Raw genomic sequence first — 19,800 nt, forward strand, 5'->3', positions numbered from 1 at the left:
TTATCATCTTAGGGGTTAGTTTATTTTTTTGTCAGAGTAAAGTTATAGAATTGATAATTACCTTGGTAGTATCCAATATATGTACTACTTGAATGACCTCCCAGTACAGAATTAAATCTCCTTAATAGGAATCCTGTTGCTTTATATGAGATCCATACTCCGTTATCTGCAAAAGTAAATACAATATTGCCTTTTTCCAGTTCTGTAAGATTCATCTTATTAACTAGACCAATTCCTACTGACCATGTTAAGTAACCAGCATTTGTATCCCAAGGGCAAAGTGCTACAGTGTAACCATCAGAAGATATACCTACATCCTGAGAGATCATACTAATAGTGCCTTCCATTTTGTTGAATTTGAGCTCGATGTCAAAATCTGAAAGTCCTTTCAATGTGAATGAAGCTCTTTGAACTTTTGGTTCAATAGTAACATCTTTAGTTCCCAGATTATAGTTCAATGTATATGTTCCTATAAACTGGTCATAATACAGGAATGAAGGATCAAGTATAGGAATGAGTACTACCGAGCCTAATTCCGGATCAGTATTTATAAATGTTTTTGTGTCAGCATCCCACCTGAAATTTTGTAGTTTTTTGTTGTTGGCTTCTAATGGATCTATAAACTTCAGCCCATCTCTTGTGTATATAGCATTTGATGCACTTTGCTTATTATCATTCAAAGTAAGGGTAAACCTGTTATTTGTGGTTCTTGTAATTTCACCTATACTTAGACCTTCTGCCTGTATGTCAAATTTACTGTAAAAGTCAGTGTCGTAAGTGATTTTATTCACATCCTTCAAATAATCTTCCCAAGTGACATCTGTCGCCAAACGGCGCATTTCCATTATATTGCCATATTTTTTACCTCTGAGAATTATCAGATCCTCATAAGCTTCCATGATAGTAAACTCAAAATCACCCTTAAGTGTGGTATAGCTGCCATGTGGTTCATGGAAGTAATGCAGAAACAGATTGTCTGTGTCAAATGATAAGGTTACTCCCATATCCTGTTCTAATTTGAACTGCGATGTTATAGTTTTATATGGTTCTGTAGATGTAGGATCAATTACATCTAATGCCATAGCATCAACTGAGGCTGTAACTTCTCTATTTTCAAATTTTAAAAGGAAATTATATGCTCCTTTTCTGTTTGAATTGGCGTCACCTGCCATATATTCAAGTATCCATCCGTTAGGTGCATCTGTCAGGATTTTCTGATAGAGCAACTGTGCTTCATTCAGCCTTTGCGCAGCAGATTTTCCAAAGATATCTTCCTCTTCATGCAAACATGATGGCAGTAGTAGAATACCAATGAAAAATAATATATAATATTTCAAATTTTTCATAATATACAATTTATTTATAAAGGGTGTTTAAATCGATATTCTCTATCTCTTTCTTACGTCTGTTCACAATAGATCTCATCTCGTAGAGGTCTATTCCCCAACTCTCTTTATAATAATTATAAACGATCTCAAACTTTTTATTTATCAGATTTGCTCCCTCTACAGGGTTACCACTGGCATCAGTTGAAGCGTTTTTCAACATTTGCTCCCACCATTCCGGCGTATTTACTACAAATATGGAATAGACCTCGACAAAATCTTCTGTGGGTGCACTTGCTCCGTACTTAGATATACAACCACCTCTTTGTGCCTCAAGCTCAGAACTAATACTAGTCCAGTTGTCGCTCACATACATTTCGGGTGTAAGTTGATCGAATGCAGGATCTGTAGCTTTCTTTTGCTGAAAAATATGGGCATATTCGTGATGCATAGTTTTAACGAACCGCATCAATGTTTCAGGATTATCCAATTCAATGGCATTCACATTATAGAACGATATGCGTAATCCTCCTTCGGCCTCACCTAAAACAATTGAGTTATTACTTTTCCAACCCGGATTTCCGACATAATGTAATACCCGTGGTGCATATTGCCTGAAAAAGGCAGAGCTTATGTGTTCTTCATAAGGTTCAATCCATAGATATCGTGCAGCAATTGTCAGAGCCTTTGATTTTTCGAATTCGGCAGGTATAAGGTCATAGTCATAATTGGAATAAGTATCCACATAGTTATATATTACACGTATGTTATAAGGCTTTACGTAATATTTGTCTAACCATTTATCAAATTCTGTCTTTTCCTGAATAAGAGAATCATCAAAAATACTATAACTGGTATCTAAATCATCGCCACAAGAAAAAAATGACAATGTCAAAAATGAGATTGATAAAAATATAAATAGCTTTTTCATATTGTTCGTTTTTTTGTTTTACAACCTTATCTAGGGTTAGCTGGACAACCTGCGTTTATGATTTCCTGAGGTATCTGCATAGCCCGTCGCTTATCATTATAAGGTATAGAGTCTGTCACTCTTATGACTTTATGTCCAACATCTACAACTCGTCTGTGTACTGTTATTCCGTATCGTTTCACATCATGCCAGCGCTGTCCTTCACCCATCAGAAGAATACGTCTTAAATGTAAGACATAGTGTAACCACCATTCCTGTTCCTGCCCATAATCAATTTGATACAATGGCGGACGTAAAGGTTTCTTCGGTGTAGGGTATTGTATTTCAGTTTCTGATCCATCAGGATTCTGCTGAGTTACTACTTCATAATGGTAATAAGCCATATCCTTATAGAAATCAAGGATTTCCTCCCTGCTAGGATTACTCCTTGTATAATTAGTAATAAATGTAGTCAGATCTTGATATGCTTTGTCATATTCTTTTTTAAGTATATAGGCTTCGGCACGGTATAGCAGGACTTCATCTGTGGTGAAATGAACGATACCTGTATGTTGGTATCCTGTGCGGGCTACTGGATCGGTATATTCAAAATAATAACCTATTTTTTTATGGAATAATTTATTTGTATTTGTATTCCACCACGTTCTTATGTAGATTTGGCTATGATTACCCCACGGACCATTAGATTGAAGAGTTTCATATCTTGCCACTAACTGGGAATGGGAATATTTATTACCTGTACTGTAATTATTAGGTCCGCGCGTAGACCAACCCGAAGTGGGATAAGACATTAATAGTGTAGCCGGATTGTTTTTTTGCATATATGCGTCCGGTTGCTCTGAATTGTCCATACTCATAGTTACTGTCGCCTGCCAGTCTCTTAAAACCTGTTTAGGGGAAGATCCTAATACTCTGTTTGCACATGAAATTGCTTTATCAAATTCACCAATGGTCATATAAAATTTTGTAGCGAAAGCATAAGCAGCACTAGTATTGAAATGAAATTTAGGTTGCGAATAAAGGCTGTTGTCAATATCCGGTAGACCAGCTTCAATATCCTCTTGTATTTTTTTATAAAATTCGGCAACTGTTCCCCTCGTATAATCGGGCTTAACTGTTGTTTCAGGCTGTGTCATATATGGCAATCCCATATCTGTACTACTTGATTCCCCGTATGGAAGAAGGAAAAGCATGGCCAACTCGAAATGGTTCCATGCTCTGGCAACTAATGCCTCGGCTCTGGCGGCACTTAATGAAGCCGGACTGCCCATTTCTTCTATCACACTTAATACTTCATTACAGGTGGCTATTGATTTGTAACATAATTCCCAAGAGCGGAAATGAGTGTCATTCCCTTCTCTGTTTGGCTGATCTTTCAGGTTCCACAAATCTTCCATATAATTATTAGTGTTCAGGTTGGCCCATTCGTGACTATCCCAGTTGTCACTCCAGTATTCACTCATCATGGCACTAGTTGCATTTGGGTATGCCGAAACGAGTAAGCTTATTACTTTATTTTCCGAATCCAGCTCGGCCCGGTTGTCGGGAAGCGTATCCAGATAATCGTCGCAAGATGGCATTAAAATAATAACAGATGCCAAAAAGAGTCCAAATTTCAATATATTTTTCATATTTATATCCTTTTTGTGTGATTAAAAACCTAATCTAACAGACATAGTAAACTGCCTAGGTACAGGTGCTGCAACTCCTCCTGATTGCACAAACTCCGGATCTTGTCCGTTCAATTTCTTATCTGCATACAATAGAAATAGGTTTGTTGCTAAGAATCTGAGTGACGCGTTTTTAACGTGAGGTCCTAACCATGCTTTTGGTACATCATAATTCAATGAAATATCTTTCAAGCGAATGAAGTCTCCTTTGGCTACGCGTGCGCTTGAGTAGTTGTATGTGCTATAAGCATTGGTCATATTGTTGTACTTACTGTATTGACGAGAGCTCAATATTACAGGAATATCGGTGTATTCTTCATCACCTGGTATTATCCAGCGGTTCTTAAATTCTTTTGGTGTTGCTGTTAAATCGGTATAACGTGCTCTGAATACAGGGTTTAACCGTATAATGTTTCCAAACGAATAGGTGAAAAATATTCCAAACGAAAAGTTTTTATAACGGAATGTATTCTGGAATCCACCGTGTGTAGTAGGTTCTTTGGGACCTTCATATTTCAAGTATCCGAGTTTGTCCGGATCACTCATTTGCAGGTTTATACCTGTAGTTGTCTCTTTGCCATTTTCGTCTAAGAATATAGGTAGACCAACCTCATTCAATCCGACAAACGGAACAGAGAATATACCGCGTTGAGGATACCCCTCAAGTGGTGCTACACCTCTAACCAGACTGAAAACTCTGGTGCCGGAAGTTATAAGTTTTGTAATTTTAGTTTTGGAGTGACTGAATATAAAGTCTGTAGTCCAACTAAAATCTTTCGTCTGTATATTCTTGGTTTTTAATGTCGCCTCAATTCCCCATGTGCTCATTTCGGCATCATTAGCACGTTTCATAATTTCTCCACCTACACCCCAAGAATTGACATATCCGATAAGGTCATAGTTGTTTCTATCGTACCAACTAAAATCTAGATTTATGCGGTTATTGACAAATCCGGCCTGAAGGTTTAAACTCAACTCGTGTTTCTTTTCATAGGTCAGTTCTGTATTGGCCAGATAATTTATTCTTAAACCGGTTTCCCGTATATCTGTAAACGGACGATATGGATTATATGCACCAATTTCAATTTCGCTACTGGACATAGAGCCCGGAGGTAAATCCCCGGTCATACTGTAGCTACCTTTGATTTGTAAATGGGAAACAGCAGGTTGCCATTTTTTGAAGAATTCTTCTTCATAAATATTCCATCCTAAACCAATATTCCATGTTGGAAGCCAACGGGCGCTTTTTGATCTACCCAATCTGTTGGATCCCTCGTAGCGTACTGTCCCCGATAATACATATTTGCCTAAGTAGCTATACGTTCCCTGAGCAACATACGCGGCATTTCTTGTTCGTCCGTTAACCATTCCGTAATATGAGCTGCCTTGTTCTATTCCTTGTTTGAAATACTCATATACATAAAATGGAATTTCACCCATTGAATATTGCATTCCCCATCCTGTAAAATTAGCTTCCGATCTGTTTGCTGAATTCAGCTCCATACTGGCAAATGCGTTAATAATATGTACATCGTTAATTGTTTGATTCCAATCGGCTGATAAGCGCATGTCATAACCGATCATTTTGTTATCATTACGGTACCAGATACCGCCATTAGGCAAAATAGTAACCGGAAGTTCGTATGGATAATCAGGATTCTTATACAGTAGCGGATTTGTTTTTTGTATAGTAGGATCATCCATTGCTCTATATGATTTTGCCTGATTTGAGTCATCATAAATATGATGATCTCTAGTGGTCAGGTCATATTTGAATGCACCCAGTCCTCTTAATGTAAGGTTTGATATTGGACTGTAAGTAATTTCAGCCTGTAATTTTAGTGTTGACACATCATATTCCATCCTGTTATTCTCCAATTCATGTATAATATTGAAAGGAGCATAGTTTGATTGATAGAATTCATTCGCATCCAAAGCTCTTGATGTATTCAGGGCGTAACTATACGGGTTAATATCAAAATCTCTCTTTACCTGTCCTGTCACAGCATTTACATCAGATGATATTGTTCCCGGTGCTTTTTGGTTACGGTATTGTCCCATAGCGCCGATCTTGAAAGATAGGTTATGCAAAACTTTATGTGTTGCATTTATATTGGCTGTATAACGTTTTACATTACTTTGTTTGTACCATCCCGGATCAAGCATAGCTCCTAGAGATGCGTATATCGTAGATTTTTCGGAGCCTGTTGAAATACTTATTGTATGATTGTGCATAACACTATTTTGAAAAAGCTCATCAAACCAGTTTGTATTCCTCATCTCAGCCTGTCTGAGGTAAGCGTTTGCCGCTTCCTGTGAATGGTCGAGCATGAAAGTGCCGGTAGCAGGATTGTATGTGTTCATTAACTGATACATTTTTCCATATATTCCACTGTCTGCAGAACGAAACGACTGAGCAAAACTTAGCCATCCTTTCGATTCCATTTCCCTGTAAATACCCATCTGTTGCTGAGAATCCATTATATTGAAATCACGGTACATAGGCTTAACCCTTATAGAGAATTCTCCTGTATAATTAATGGAATGTTGTCCAGGTACTCCTCTCTTCGTGGTAATAACGATCACACCACCCATAGCTCGTGCTCCATATACTGAAGTTGCAGATCCATCTTTCAGAATTTGGATATCGGCAATGTCTTCAGCATTTATCCCCGCTATGGCCGAACTGATCAATGTATTGGCATTCCCTGAGGATAAATCGTCAGCACTCACATTGATAGCATCTTCCATAATAACTCCGTCAACAACCCATAATGGTTTTGAGTCTCCATAAATGGAAGTGGCTCCACGCACTCGGATAACCGGAGCAGCACCGAATGTCCCCGATACATTTTGAATAGAAACCCCTGCTGAACGGCCTTCTAATGCACGGGTTATTTCAGGCATACCGTCTATCTTAATATCTTCGCTTCTCAACCGGTCTGTAGCTCCTGTAAATAAACGTTTATCCATAGCTGTCATTCCGGTAACGACAACTTCACTCAGTTCTGTTGCAGAAGATTTCATCTGAACTTTCATATCAGGGCTTATTTTCACATCTATTGTTTCGTAGCCCACATAAGTAAATGTTAATGCAGTCACTGATCTTGCGACTGATAACTGAAACTTGCCATCAACGTCTGTCATCGTTGCAGTAGTAGTCCCTTTCACTGCTACTGTCGCACCAATAATAGGATCTCCGGACTCATCTACTACAGACCCTTTCACTACTTGAGTTTGGGCTAGGGTTATACCTATTCCCAAAAACAAAAATAGGGTAATAATTCCCAATTTTTTCATAAGCGCCATTAAGTTTAAGGTTTAAAAACTCGTGTATTTAGTATGTGATACTTAACATATTTTGTACCTTACTCTATTTTTTAAAACAATAAAGGATAACCGTCTATTTCTATAGACGGTTATCCTTTTGCATATACTGTGTGTAAATAAGGGTTTTATCTCTCTCTAGTAAAATAGCTCTAACTCCCAAATTTTCAATAAGAAAGTTTGGGTAGTGTGTTGAATTATTTATAGATATATTTGATGTTTTCATATTATCTTAACACTTATTTTCAGATTTGATTATTTATAAGGAGTATTGATAATAGATAAGAATACTTTTAGTTGCTTGCTACTTGATAAATTGAAAGATAATAGATGTTCTTGTTTCAACTATTTATGTTGGAGTCTCGTTTATACAAATTTAATCATATTTTCAGGTTAATTAACGGATATACCATGCAAAGTAGATGTTGAAAATTCAAAAAAGCAATAAATGTATTGATTAGTAGGTGAATACGAGAATGGGGTTTGTGTAATAAAGTAGATTTTTATTTGGGAGGTAATGTAAAAAAAACTAAATTTAAGGTCTCGGATTGGATTTTTCATACATGCAATTTGATAGCAAAGTAGTGATTATTGTATAAAAATAGCTCGTTTCAATATTTAAAATTTATCTATAATTATAATATGAAGAACATCGTCATTGCAATATTATTTATATTCGGATCTTTCAATTTTCATTCAAGAGGATCAGATCTCCTTAGAACTCTTGATAAAGAAATTTCCCGACGCCATGTATATATGGATATAAAAGAGTCCAGAATAGATAGCCTGAAGAGATTGATAAAAAAAGGTATAACATTAAATGATGAATATAATATCAATAAGCAAATATTCAAAGAATATTATACGTACAAATATGACTCAGCCATATATTATATAAGCAAAAATAGGGAAATTGCAGATCGGCTCGCAAACAACAATTATAAAGACGAGAGCAGAATATATATATCCAAATTACTATCGACAGCCGGCCTGATCAATGAATCAATGGTTAATATTTCTCAACTGGACCGTGCAAAATTAGACAGTTCGTTACTCCTTACCTACTACGAAACTATGGAAGGTATATACTATATCGCGAAAAGTTATTCAAACGACAGTATATTTGCTCCTCAATATGAAAAAATAGAACGAACATATATAGATTCTGTATATAGCTTGCTGCCTGAAGGTTCTACTATGCAAGCATACTACAACGGATATAAACTATTTAAGGATTACCGGCTGGAAGAAGCGAAGGAGGTACTTCTTAATTTACTGAACGAGCTGCCTGAAAATGTAAGGTCGCATGCTATTGTATGTAGTAACTTGGCCTCTATAAATAGATTGCAGGGAAACTATGGCGATTATGAAAAATACCTTATACTGGCTGCAATATCCGATCAGATATGTGCATTGAAGGAGAACATAGCTCTGCAAAGGCTGGCTGTCTTTCTATCGCAAAACAACCCCGAAGAATTATCCCGCGCATATCAGTACATCAACTATTCGATGGAGGACGCTAACTTCTATAACAATCGGTTACGTACTGTACAGGTGGCTCAGAATATGCCTGTCATCATCAAGGCGTACCAATTGGTAGGTGAGAATAAGAATCGTAATTTGCGTGCATCATTGGTGACAATAAGTATTCTGTTTCTGGCTTTGATAGGACTGTTGGTATATGTGTACAGACAAGTACAAATAGTAAAGAAGAATAAGAAGAATCTGCATGCTCTGAATGAAGAGTTAAATAAACTAAACGATAGGCTGCAAAGCGCAAACCGGGTCAGGGAAGAATCTATCAGTCTTTTTATTGACCTGAGCTCTTCATACCTTAATAAGATGGACTCATTCAGGGAAACTGTAAAAAGGAAGATACTGGCTAAACAGATTGATGATCTCTATTCAATGAGTGATACATCTGAATCAGTACAGTCTGTACAAAACTCATTCTTACAGATTTTTGACAATGCCTTTCTAAGGCTTTACCCCGATTTTCTGGAAAAATTTAACAGACTGCTTTCCGACAAAGGGAAAGTTAAGCTGAAAAAGGGTGAACTTCTAAACTCCGAACTACGTGTATTCGCTTTAATAAAACTAGGTATATGCGACAGTTCCAAAATAGCATCACTTCTGCACTTCTCGCCGCAAACCGTATACAATTACAGGAATAAGATCAAGAACAACTCTGTAGTAGACAGGAATAACTTTGAGAAATATGTACAGGAGATAGGGGAGATAATGTAATTTCCTCCTTTCACAATAACTTAAAAGTGTAGCCTTGTTCCTTGAGCCATTCTATACTCTTAGGCAGGGCATACTTCATGTTCACCTCAGCTTTTAGTGAGTCGTGGAATACAATGATAGACCCGTCGCGGGTATATTTTTTTACATTCCCGAAAACCTTTTCCGGCGTTTGCCGCTTACTGTAGTCGCGGGTCACCACATCCCACATGATGATCTTGTAATGTCTGCGAAGAGCAAAGAACTGAGTTATCCGCATGTGTCCGTGTGGCGGACGAAACATATCAGACTCTATATAATCGGATGCTTTGAAAGTATTATCTATATACCGCTTCGAGAATTTGCGGACACCCTGTACATGGTTGAAGGTATGATTGCCTACACGATGTCCCCTGTCGAGCACCATCTTATAAATGTCGGGATGCTTCCGTACATTGTCGCCTACACAGAAGAATGTCGCTTTTATGCCATATTTATCCAGCAAGTCCAGTACCCAAGGTGTTACTTCGGGTATGGGGCCGTCATCAAATGTCAGATAAACTGTCTTTTCGCCCTCTACAGGTTTTCTCCAATATGCTCCGGGAAAGAGCAGTCTATACAATTTAGGAGGTTGTTCTATAAACATAACAAACCATTATAAAGCAATGGATCTCAATAGGTTTTCCCGTTAAGATCCATTGTCCTATATACTTTATTTAGTATTGTAATATTTCTGTAATAGTTCGGGGTTATATTTCTGCATCAATCCGGCAGTACGCTCCATCAATGCCTCATCTTCTTTCTTTATGGCCGAGTCTTGACTCAGGATAGCGCCCCTCATTGTCATCTGCATCAGATGGTCGAGTGGATGGCTTCTATCCCCGAAGCTAACCCTGTTGTTCATAAACACTTCTGTCTGGTTGAAGATGTTGTCCATAAAGGCTTTATACTTAGCCCTGTCGTAGCGGCGATATATATCCAATATTTGTATCTTCATATTGGTCAGCTCCCGGATGTCGTTGCTACAGCTGGTCATATCGCTTTGCCTCATGCTGGCATACCATTGCAGGCTTCCATCTGCCCTGTATAGGATTTCGTCTATTATTTTCTGTCCTTTCTCAGGGTGTCCGAGCTGATAATAAGCATCGGCAAATGTAATAGACTCTCCACCTCTGGGCACTGTATTACCCGGAAGCACTTCGACACATCTGTCGAGAGCTATTAATGCACGTTCGTTATCACCTTTTTCCAGTAAGGCTGTAATCAGGTAAGAGAACATCATTCTGAATGTGCGGCACATTCTCAGGTTATTTTCATCCAGATATACCTTCGGATTTTCGATCCCCCCCCATTTATATTTGTTCACCAGATTGTCGAACGACGCATCTACATTTACAGCAGTACTGTCTATGATGCCCGGAGTAATGCGGTAGTTGATACCCTCCAGCATCGACTGGTCTATCAGTTGCAGAGGAGCCTCGCCAATAGTGATGGCGTAATACATAGGGCGTTTCCAGTCATCCTTATTTATGTTGTTCAGCATTTCCAGTATCATGATCTCCTGTCTGTAGATGCCGCCTTTATTGTCGCCCATGTTAAATACCATCTCAGTCTGAGGTTTTGCACCCAGAGCCTTCCAGTCTACTTTGGCTGTATCGATAGGCATTTTGAAAATACTGCTCGGAACCACCACGCCTTTGTCGATCCAAGGATTACGCGGAGCATAGTTGTCTTTTGTTCTCAGTATATCCAGTACATCGTCCAGAAGCATGGTGTCTTTAAACGCTTTGACGTCATAAAAATCATTGAAGTTTATACGGCTCAGCATATTTTCGTTCGAGCCTCTGAATTCCCTCATGATAACGCTCTCTATATCTTTTTTCGACAATACGTATGCCGATTGGCCTTTCGATCCCTGATAACGGTCTTCTTCCCATTCGATAGGCAGAGGAGGCGAGTCGTAAGCCTGACGGCGCATCTGGTCTACATACCAGTCTGTTTGCAGGTAGCTGAGGTTGGTTACACGTACATCGGTGCGGAAACCTTCTACTTCCTGTGCATACCACAACGGGAATGTATCGTTGTCACCCATTGTAAACAATATACTGTTAGGCTCGCAACCACGCAGATAGTTCTGTCCGAAGTCGCGCATTGTATATCTGCCCGAACGGTCGTGATCGTCCCAGTTCTGACTTGCCATCTGTATAGGGATAAAGAGTGTAACCACTGTGGCTACAGCCGCCGCAGGTATCTCCGGCAATACCTTTTTCAACAGATTCCAGACGAATGCAACTCCGAACCCTATCCATATACAGAATGCATAGAACGATCCGGCATAAGCATAGTCGCGTTCGCGCGGCTCGAATGGTTGCTGGTTGAGGTACACGATGATGGCTATACCTGTCATAAAGAACAGCATAAAGGTAACAAGGAATTGTTGCTCACCTTTCTTACCCCTTGTCAGCTGGAATGCAATACCCAGAATACCCAGAATCAGCGGGAGCATATAATATTTATTGTGACCTTTGTTCTCGGCTATATCGGGCGGCAGATTACCTTGAGGCCCGCGTCCCAGTAGTTCGTCTACGAAACTGATACCTGTAATCCAGTTACCGTTGCTCAGGTTTCCGACCGATTGTACATCGTTCTGGCGGCCCGAGAAGTTCCACATGAAATAGCGGAAGTACATAAAGTTGAGCTGATAATCGAAGAAGAATCTCAGATTTTCCATCATGGTAGGAGCCACAGAAGTGTCTTTGATTCCTGCCCATATCTGATATCCCATAACATGTCTTCTTTCGGTCGAGTACATACGAGGCATAAACATCGTTTTGTCGTATCCGTAAGTCGGGATCGTTCCGGTTACAACATACTCGTCTTTCTGATCAGGTGATTTCTTCACCACTTTGTCGTAAGTCTTCTTTTCACTTACCGGTGCTTCCAGTCTGCCTTCGTTGTTTCTGAGTTCGCTCGAAGCATAAGTTTTACCATAAAACAATGGTCTGTCGCCATACTGCTCGCGGTTGAGGTAACTTGCCAGTGTAAACACATTCTCCGGTGAGTTCTGATCCATCGGAGTATTAGCTATAGAGCGTATCGGTATCAGTGCAAATGACGAATATCCGATAAGGATAACCATCAGGCAAAGTATAGTTGTATTCAGAAATCTGACATTAACGCCTTTGTAAACAAAAAGAAATGCTGCAAGAGCGATGAACAGGACAATCCACAATAGAGCATTGTCTCCGATGAAAATTACGCCCCCTAGCGACATACAAAAGATAAAGGCAATTTTAGCGCGGTTCATATCGCCTTTTGGCGATAACGTTTCGTATAATCCCCATGCAATGGCAAGCACTACTAATAGGATGTACACAAGCGATCCGCTATTGTACGACATTCCTAAAGAGTTTACAAACAGCATTTCGAACCAGCCGCCTACTCTTGTAAATCCCGGTATGATACCGTACATCAGCACAACAATGAGGAATACTGACACTACTAATGCTATCACTGTACCTTTCAGGTCGATGTCTTTTGCTTTCTTGAAATAATATACCAGTCCTATTGCCGGAATACAAAGTAGGTTCAGCAGATGGACTCCGATAGACAATCCCATTGCGTAGGCTATCAGCACCAGCCATTTGTCCGAACCCGGCTGGTCGGCTCTGTTTTCCCATTTCAGTATCAGCCAGAATACAAGGGCTGTAAACATGGACGAGTAGGCGTAAACTTCACCCTCTACGGCCGAGAACCAGAATGTATCGGTAAAGGTATATGTAAGTGCACCGATCAGACCACTACCGATGATAGCGATTGTCTGACCAAGAGTCATTTCTTTTTCAGTATCGGTATATATGAGTTTCTTTGCAAGATGTGTTATAGTCCAGAACAGAAACAGTATTGTCAATGCACTCAATATCCCCGACATGGCATTCACCATCATTGCCACCTGGCTGGGATCGGATGCAAACAGTGAGAAAAATTTACCTGTTAACATAAAAAACGGAGCGCCCGGCGGGTGTCCTACTTCGAGTTTGTATGCCGATGTGATAAACTCTCCACAATCCCAGAAGCTGGCTGTAGGCTCTATAGTCATCAGGTAAACGACCGCAGCCACAGCAAAACTGAACCAACCGAAAATGTTGTTTATCAGGTTATATTTTTTCATAATGCAACAGGTGTATAATATTAAATTGCTTAATTAAGCTGTTGTTTTTTATATATTTGGGTGCAAAGATAGTTAAAAGGCTGAAAGTATTGTTTCACCTCGCTTTGTTTTTACTTTTTAAATTAAAAAACTTCTTAAAATGTCAGGGTCGAAATTTTAACTAAAACCTGACATTCTTCACAAATTTATTAGTCTTAAGAGCCTGTTTAAATTTTATTCGTTTAGGTTTTCAGCACTATTTTTGGAATGATTTTTTCTTATCTGAAGCGCGAATAGCGGGCTATTCAAGCTGAAGAAAGGGGAAAATCGGACAAAAAGAGACTGAAAATGAACGAAAAAAGAACGATAACAAAATGTTTTGGTAAAATTTAAACAGGCTCTTAGTTTTAGTTACACTCTGTTTCGCTGAGCGATGTTTCTAGCCTGCTAGTTTATAATCGGCTTTTGTCAGGGCATCCCTTGCGGGTTCGCCCCTATAGCATTCCCTTTTTTTATATCCTAATTGCTCTCTTTGTCGCTTCCCTCTGAGGCAGGGCTGTTTTTAAGCTCTACATGTTGCCACGCCTTTTAAGGTGGATTGGAGGTAATACCTAAAACGACTTTAGTCAAAATCTGTTTTGGCTAAAGCCATTTCGTAATGATCTACCTTATTCCTCCACTTAAAAGTGGGGCCAACTGATTAAGTAACTGTTTAAATTTGACCGAAAACATTTCATATAACTGCTTCTGATTATTCTTTGGCCCCTACAGAATTGAAAACGACAATAAATATTATGTATTACTTAATGCAAAATAAAATTGCCAATCAAATTTAAACAGTTACTAAAAAGAAATTAGAACTTAACAAGCCTGCCCTTTGGAGAGGTCGGCAGGGGCTGTTATTCATCCTTCTTATAGGCGGTCTCGTCAACCTTTTCTTTATCAGACCAGATGCCGCCGGGAGCATATTTCTCGTCTATCATCTTCTGACGCTTATCCCAGTAGTCGGGCTCATCCATCGCACGCAGCATGTCGGCTGTATGCTGGTCGGGTACATTGATGATCATCGGACGGCGTGAAGGGCTGTTGTCGGCTTCGCGGCGTTTGTCGTTGCGGTCGAGCACGTATTTGATGGCGCGCAGGTCGGGCGGACATTGTTTCTTACGGACGGTACGGGTTTTTAGTATTTGTACTTCCGAGTTGCTTCTGGCGGGTTCATACACACAGCGTTCTTCGGTGAGTACACAGCCTTCGAGTTTTTGTTTCAGAGACCGGCGGGCAATGACAACCAGTGCATCGTCGCGGCGGTCTATGGCTTCGTCTATCTTACGGCGAAAGTCGGGCTTGGTGTTCCGCCATTCATAGTAGGTGTGTCGGCTGATCTTCAGGGCTTCGCATATTTCGGTGATGGTGTAGGTATCTTCTTCTATCAGGCGGATCATTTTTTCAACTAAACGGTCTGAGTATTTCATAATTTCAAAAAATTTATTGGTTTATACTTTTCAGGTATAGATAAAGTTCCGGGAAAGTGATAAAAAGGAAAGTAAAACCATTGCCTCCAGTAGAGGTTGCCACGCCTTTTGAAGCGTAGGTTAAAGTAGCCTGAAGAATAGCTTTAGCTAAAAATGGCTTAGATAAAGCCTTTCGTTCATATATTCTTATTCCACCTCTTAATTAAAAGTAGAGGCAATTGAAAGATCAATGATTCTCACTGATCGTACATCCTGTCCTGTCTTTCCCGAGAGGCAAGTGATCTTTTGTTACATAACACACAGACCGGAAGTCTATATGAGCAAGATATCGTCCTTTACAAACATTACACACCACCGATCTCTAAAAGTCAGTGTATTTTAATACCTTTGTAGCCGATAACGAGATAACGAATGGCAGATTCTCTAAAAAGAAAAACAGGCTTGGCATTATTCTGGAGCTTTGTCGATAAGGGCGGGCAACAGGTGATCCAGTTTGTTTTTGTGTACATACTGGCTCGTCTGGTTATAAAAGAAGAGTTCGGGCTGGTAACGGTTCTGGCCATATTCACTGCTATAGCCAACATATTGCAGGAGAGCGGCTTCTCTTCGGCACTAATCCGAAAAAAGGAAGTTCAGCCTCAGGAATATTCATCTGTTTTCTATTTCAACATATCGGTCAGTCTGGGCTTATATATTCTCTTCTTCTTTTGTGCGCCGCTTATCAGCAGTTTTTACGGAAAACCTGTACTCACCGATTTATCCCGCTTTATTTTTCTGGCTTTTGTATTCAACTCCTTTGGCATTATTCAGAATGTTCATCTGATAAAAAGCCTGAATTTTAAGATTAATACCCGCATTACACTTCTGGCAGGTATTATATCCGGACTGATTGCCATCGCATTGGCTTATAATGGCTTCGGCGTATGGAGCCTTGCTGCCCAACAGGTGATGCAAAGTTTTATAAGAAGCCTGCTGCTGTGGATATTTGTTAAATGGAGACCTGTTGCAGGAGCTTCATTTATCCACATTAAAGAGATGTCCTCTTTCAGCCTGAAACTACTGTTGACCTCCCTGCTCAACCAGATTTGCGCCAATATATTCCCGTTGATCATCGGTAAAAAATTCTCGTTCGCACAGGTCGCTGCCTATGGGCAAGGTGTGAAGCTCAGCAGTATACCTCAATCTGTGATAAGCGATGGTATAAAAAGCGTAGCGTATCCTTTGCTATCCAATATAGGAGAAGACAATCAACGGGGGAAAAGAATATACCGAAAGATCATACGCATTACGGCTTTCATTTCGTTTCCGGTAGCTTTGTCATTTATTACACTGGCTAAGCCGATTGTATCTATATACCTGCCTCCTGAGTGGAGCGATGTAATCCCTATACTGCAAATACTCGCTATCGGAGGGGCATTCTATCCACTATACGGACTGGTAGGCTCATTGCTGCAATACAAAGGACGTTCGGGGCTACTGCTCAAGATAGAAATATTCAGAAATATATTACTCCTGCTATCTATATTGCTTACTTTCCGGTACGGAGTGTTGGGCTTGGTTGGCGGAATCAGTCTGGTAAATGTGGTATCCTTCTTTACAGGAATATATTTTTCCGGAAAAACAATTGCCTATACACTGAAAGAGGCATTAATGGATATAACACCCTATATGGGTATTGCTATAGTATCTTTCCTGCCTTTCTTGTTCCTGTACAAAATCGGTATAGAAAACATATATCTCCTGTTGCTGATTCCGCTGATTGCCGGAAGTTGCTTATATTTGCTGATAGTTAAAATACTGGGATCGGTAATTATTCAGGAAACAATAGATTTTATAAAGCAGTCTCTTAAATAAATATATGCTAAAATCAATACAGCTCATATTCGGATTTTATCCGCGACGCATTATCCGTAGTCTCTCGGCAATACCTTGGTACAGACGCACCCGAAAGGAATTTAGAAAGCAGGTAAAGGAGAAAAATAATCCCTTCCCTCTGGCCGGAAACTATCCCTGTCTGACCGACAAAAACGAAGAAGGAGGGTATGCCTCAGGGCATTATTTTCATCAGGATTTCTTTGTGGCACAGGAACTTTTCAAAGCCAATCCACGCAGGCATGTAGATATAGGTTCCCGTATAGCCGGTTTTGTAGCCCATGTAGCTTCATACAGGGAAATAGAGGTGATAGACATACGCACACTTAGCAACACACTGCCCAATATCAAGTTTGTACAAGCCGATATGATGAACCCGATAGGCGACAAGCTGAAAGGTTACAGTGATTCGGTTTCGTCTCTGCATGCTGTCGAACATTTCGGACTGGGCAGGTACGGAGATCCTATAGATGTGGACGGACACCTGAAAGGCTTGAATAATATCTATGACATATTGGCTACGGGCGGTACATTTTATTTCTCGGTACCCATCGGGCCTCAGCGTGTGGAGTTCAATGCTCACCGTGTTTTTTCTATACGGTATCTGCTCGATTATTTCAACGATAAATACACCTTGCAGTCTTTTTCTTTTGTAGACGACAAGGGTGATATACATCGCAATATAAAACTGGATGAAGAAAAAATAAATAACAACTGCGGTTGTAAATATGGTTGTGGTATATTTATTCTGGAAAAGAAATAAGGTTTTTCAAATTTCTTATTAAATAAATGATGAGAATTAACGTAATATCTCCGGTGAGAGTCTGTAGGGGCGAAAAATCTTTCGCCCGAAATTATCAGCGGGCGAAAGATTTTTTGCCCCTACTCATACTGATATTGCATCAAATATAATACAACAAATGGTCACACTGTTATTATCGGGAGGATTGGGGAATCAGATGTTTCAGTATGCTGCGGCAAAAGCACTGGCAAAACGTCTCGATACCTCTTTGCGCATCGACACTTACAGTCTGACTAAAAAAACACAGGCGACAGCCAGAGCATACGAGCTCGATATCTTCAATATAGATGTACCACTCGTATCATCACTGCGAGGTAAATGCCTTATAAAACTGCGTCCATATGTGCAACAGCACAGGGCATTTTTTCAGAAATTCGGATTCCTTACCGATACGTACGCAATTCTTTACCAGCCTGTGATAGAGACTATGAAAGGGAATATTACAATGTCGGGGTATTTTCAGAATGAGAGGTATTTCAATAATATAGCATCTGATATACGGCGCGATTTCACGTTCAGAAAACCATTGGCTGACAGCAATCTTTCTTTATCAGAGAGATTAAAGAGGATAAATTCCGTTTCTGTACATATTCGCAGAGGTGATTACCTTTCAAACAAAAGTGCATCGGCAAACTTCATTACCTGCGATAGCTGTTATTATGAAAAAGCAATAAAAGCAATAGCAGAGAATGTGAAGACTCCGGAATTCTTCGTGTTTTCGGACGATCACGACAGGGTAAGGGGAAATATCAGTTTTGCCGGTTATCCGGTGACGTTTATCGACTGGAACAAGGGAAGCGACAGCTACATAGATATGCAGTTGATGAGTCTCTGTAAACACAATATTATAGCCAACAGTAGCTTCAGTTGGTGGGGAGCATGGCTCAATGCAAATACTGAAAAGATTGTGATCGCTCCCGAAAAATGGTTTCAGGACAATAAGAAGAATGCACTATTGGATAATTTCTATCCCGAAGGATGGAGAAAAATGTAATTATGAATTACAATGAACTTGTAACTCGTAACTCGTAACTAAAATGATTAAAGTTTCCGTTTTGATGCCAGTTTATAATGCTTCGCAATATCTTGCCGAAGCCATAGATAGTATTCTCGCTCAGACTCTTGAGGACTGGGAGCTGATTATCATCAATGACGGATCTACAGACTCCAGCGACGAAATTATTCGTTCGTACACCGATCCGAGAATCCGGTATTTCCGGAATGATGGCAACAAAGGACTTATTTACACCCGCAATAAACTGATCGGATTAGCTACAGGCGAATACATTGCTTTTCTGGACAGTGACGATATATCCATGCCCGAAAGGCTGCATCAGCAAGTCGATTTTCTCGACAACAATTCCCATTACGGATTATGTGGTACATGGAGCCATATGATAGATGTGAATGGTAACAGGATAAAAAAAATAAATATGCCCGTTTCGGATGAAGAGATCAGGTGTTCGCTGTTATTCATCAACACATTCGTGCAATCGAGTATTATGATCCGTAGAAAAATATTGCTCGGCCACCCTTACGATAAAGATTATCCATTGGCAGAAGATTACGAGTTGTGGTGCAGGTTATCCAGACTATATAAACTAAAAAATCTGCCCGTACATCTTACCCGCTACCGTTGGCACAATACCAATATCAGCAAATCGAAGAAAGAACAATTGGACAATCTTGTAAAAAATATTTACAAACGAGAGCTTAGCTATATCGGCGTAAATGCTTCGGATGAAGAACTTACGTTGCATTCGGTGATCCGCGACAAAACAATCTCCTATCTGCCATCAAAACAACTGTTGCAACAGATAAGAGTGTGGTTAAAGAAAATATCCGAAGCAGCGACCCAAAGCAACAAATATGATGATACTACTTTATTGGCTATAATCGCTTTCAGATGGATATTTGCCTGCAAAGGACAAAAATCTTACCTCAAAGCTTTATCTTTACCGGTAAAGCTGAATATGAAAGGATACCGATTATTACTAAAAATGCTGCGCGAGCGGTTATAATATAAAA

12 protein-coding genes are annotated in these 19,800 nt (G+C 39.7%); 5 read left to right on the plus strand and 7 right to left on the minus strand.

Features of this window, described 5'->3' with window-relative positions; genetic code table 11:
- Positions 1 to 20 precede the first annotated feature (20 nt).
- Genes M2448_RS13415 through M2448_RS13430 form a run of 4 tightly spaced genes read right to left on the minus strand, consistent with a single transcriptional unit; the run spans position 21 to position 7,226 of the window.
- The gene (locus tag M2448_RS13415) at positions 21 to 1,346 is read right to left on the minus strand and encodes a DUF4302 domain-containing protein (protein WP_280646491.1); all 1,326 of its coding nucleotides are present in this window, start codon (positions 1,344 to 1,346) and stop codon (positions 21 to 23) included.
- Positions 1,347 to 1,356: 10 nt separating this feature from the next.
- Complete coding sequence (locus tag M2448_RS13420) at positions 1,357 to 2,256, minus strand: putative zinc-binding metallopeptidase (protein ID WP_280646492.1); 900 nt, start codon at positions 2,254 to 2,256, stop codon at positions 1,357 to 1,359.
- A gap of 26 nt (positions 2,257 to 2,282) precedes the next feature.
- On the minus strand, positions 2,283 to 3,887 hold the full coding sequence (locus M2448_RS13425) for a RagB/SusD family nutrient uptake outer membrane protein (RefSeq protein ID WP_280646493.1): 1,605 nt from the start codon (positions 3,885 to 3,887) through the stop codon (positions 2,283 to 2,285).
- A gap of 21 nt (positions 3,888 to 3,908) precedes the next feature.
- Positions 3,909 to 7,226, minus strand: coding sequence for a SusC/RagA family TonB-linked outer membrane protein (locus M2448_RS13430; RefSeq protein ID WP_280646494.1), 3,318 nt, complete (start codon positions 7,224 to 7,226; stop codon positions 3,909 to 3,911).
- A gap of 783 nt (positions 7,227 to 8,009) precedes the next feature.
- Between M2448_RS13430 and M2448_RS13435 the strand changes: the two genes are divergently transcribed.
- Complete coding sequence (locus M2448_RS13435; protein WP_280646495.1) at positions 8,010 to 9,500, plus strand: DUF6377 domain-containing protein; 1,491 nt, start codon at positions 8,010 to 8,012, stop codon at positions 9,498 to 9,500.
- A gap of 10 nt (positions 9,501 to 9,510) precedes the next feature.
- On the opposite strand, the gene M2448_RS13440 is transcribed toward M2448_RS13435, so the two are convergent.
- The 3 genes from M2448_RS13440 to M2448_RS13450 form a co-directional block, all read right to left on the minus strand.
- Positions 9,511 to 10,122 carry a polysaccharide deacetylase family protein gene (locus M2448_RS13440; RefSeq protein ID WP_280646496.1) on the minus strand — a complete coding sequence of 204 codons (612 nt, stop codon included), beginning with the start codon at positions 10,120 to 10,122 and terminating at the stop codon, positions 9,511 to 9,513.
- Positions 10,123 to 10,188: 66 nt separating this feature from the next.
- A complete protein-coding gene (locus M2448_RS13445) occupies positions 10,189 to 13,647 on the minus strand; it encodes a DUF2723 domain-containing protein (RefSeq protein WP_280646497.1) in 3,459 nt (1,152 codons plus the stop codon).
- An 878-nt stretch (positions 13,648 to 14,525) separates the two neighbouring features.
- Positions 14,526 to 15,098, minus strand: coding sequence for a phBC6A51 family helix-turn-helix protein (locus tag M2448_RS13450; protein WP_280646498.1), 573 nt, complete (start codon positions 15,096 to 15,098; stop codon positions 14,526 to 14,528).
- 411 nt (positions 15,099 to 15,509) lie between these two features.
- On the opposite strand from M2448_RS13450, the gene M2448_RS13455 reads away from it, so the two are divergent.
- The 4 genes from M2448_RS13455 (at position 15,510) to M2448_RS13470 (ending at position 19,793) form a co-directional block, all read left to right on the plus strand.
- Positions 15,510 to 16,952 carry a lipopolysaccharide biosynthesis protein gene (locus M2448_RS13455; RefSeq protein WP_280646499.1) on the plus strand — a complete coding sequence of 481 codons (1,443 nt, stop codon included), beginning with the start codon at positions 15,510 to 15,512 and terminating at the stop codon, positions 16,950 to 16,952.
- Between the two features lie 4 nt (positions 16,953 to 16,956).
- Positions 16,957 to 17,733 carry a DUF268 domain-containing protein gene (locus M2448_RS13460; protein WP_280646500.1) on the plus strand — a complete coding sequence of 259 codons (777 nt, stop codon included), beginning with the start codon at positions 16,957 to 16,959 and terminating at the stop codon, positions 17,731 to 17,733.
- 157 nt (positions 17,734 to 17,890) lie between these two features.
- Positions 17,891 to 18,766, plus strand: a complete 876-nt coding sequence (locus M2448_RS13465) for an alpha-1,2-fucosyltransferase (RefSeq protein WP_280646501.1) — start codon at positions 17,891 to 17,893, stop codon at positions 18,764 to 18,766.
- A 64-nt stretch (positions 18,767 to 18,830) separates the two neighbouring features.
- Positions 18,831 to 19,793: a glycosyltransferase family 2 protein gene (locus M2448_RS13470; protein ID WP_280646502.1), complete on the plus strand. Its 963-nt coding sequence runs from the start codon at positions 18,831 to 18,833 to the stop codon at positions 19,791 to 19,793.
- Positions 19,794 to 19,800: the final 7 nt, after the last annotated feature.

Origin of the sequence: Dysgonomonas sp. PF1-14, from assembly GCF_029892965.1 — a bacterium.
Taxonomy (GTDB): domain Bacteria; phylum Bacteroidota; class Bacteroidia; order Bacteroidales; family Dysgonomonadaceae; genus Dysgonomonas.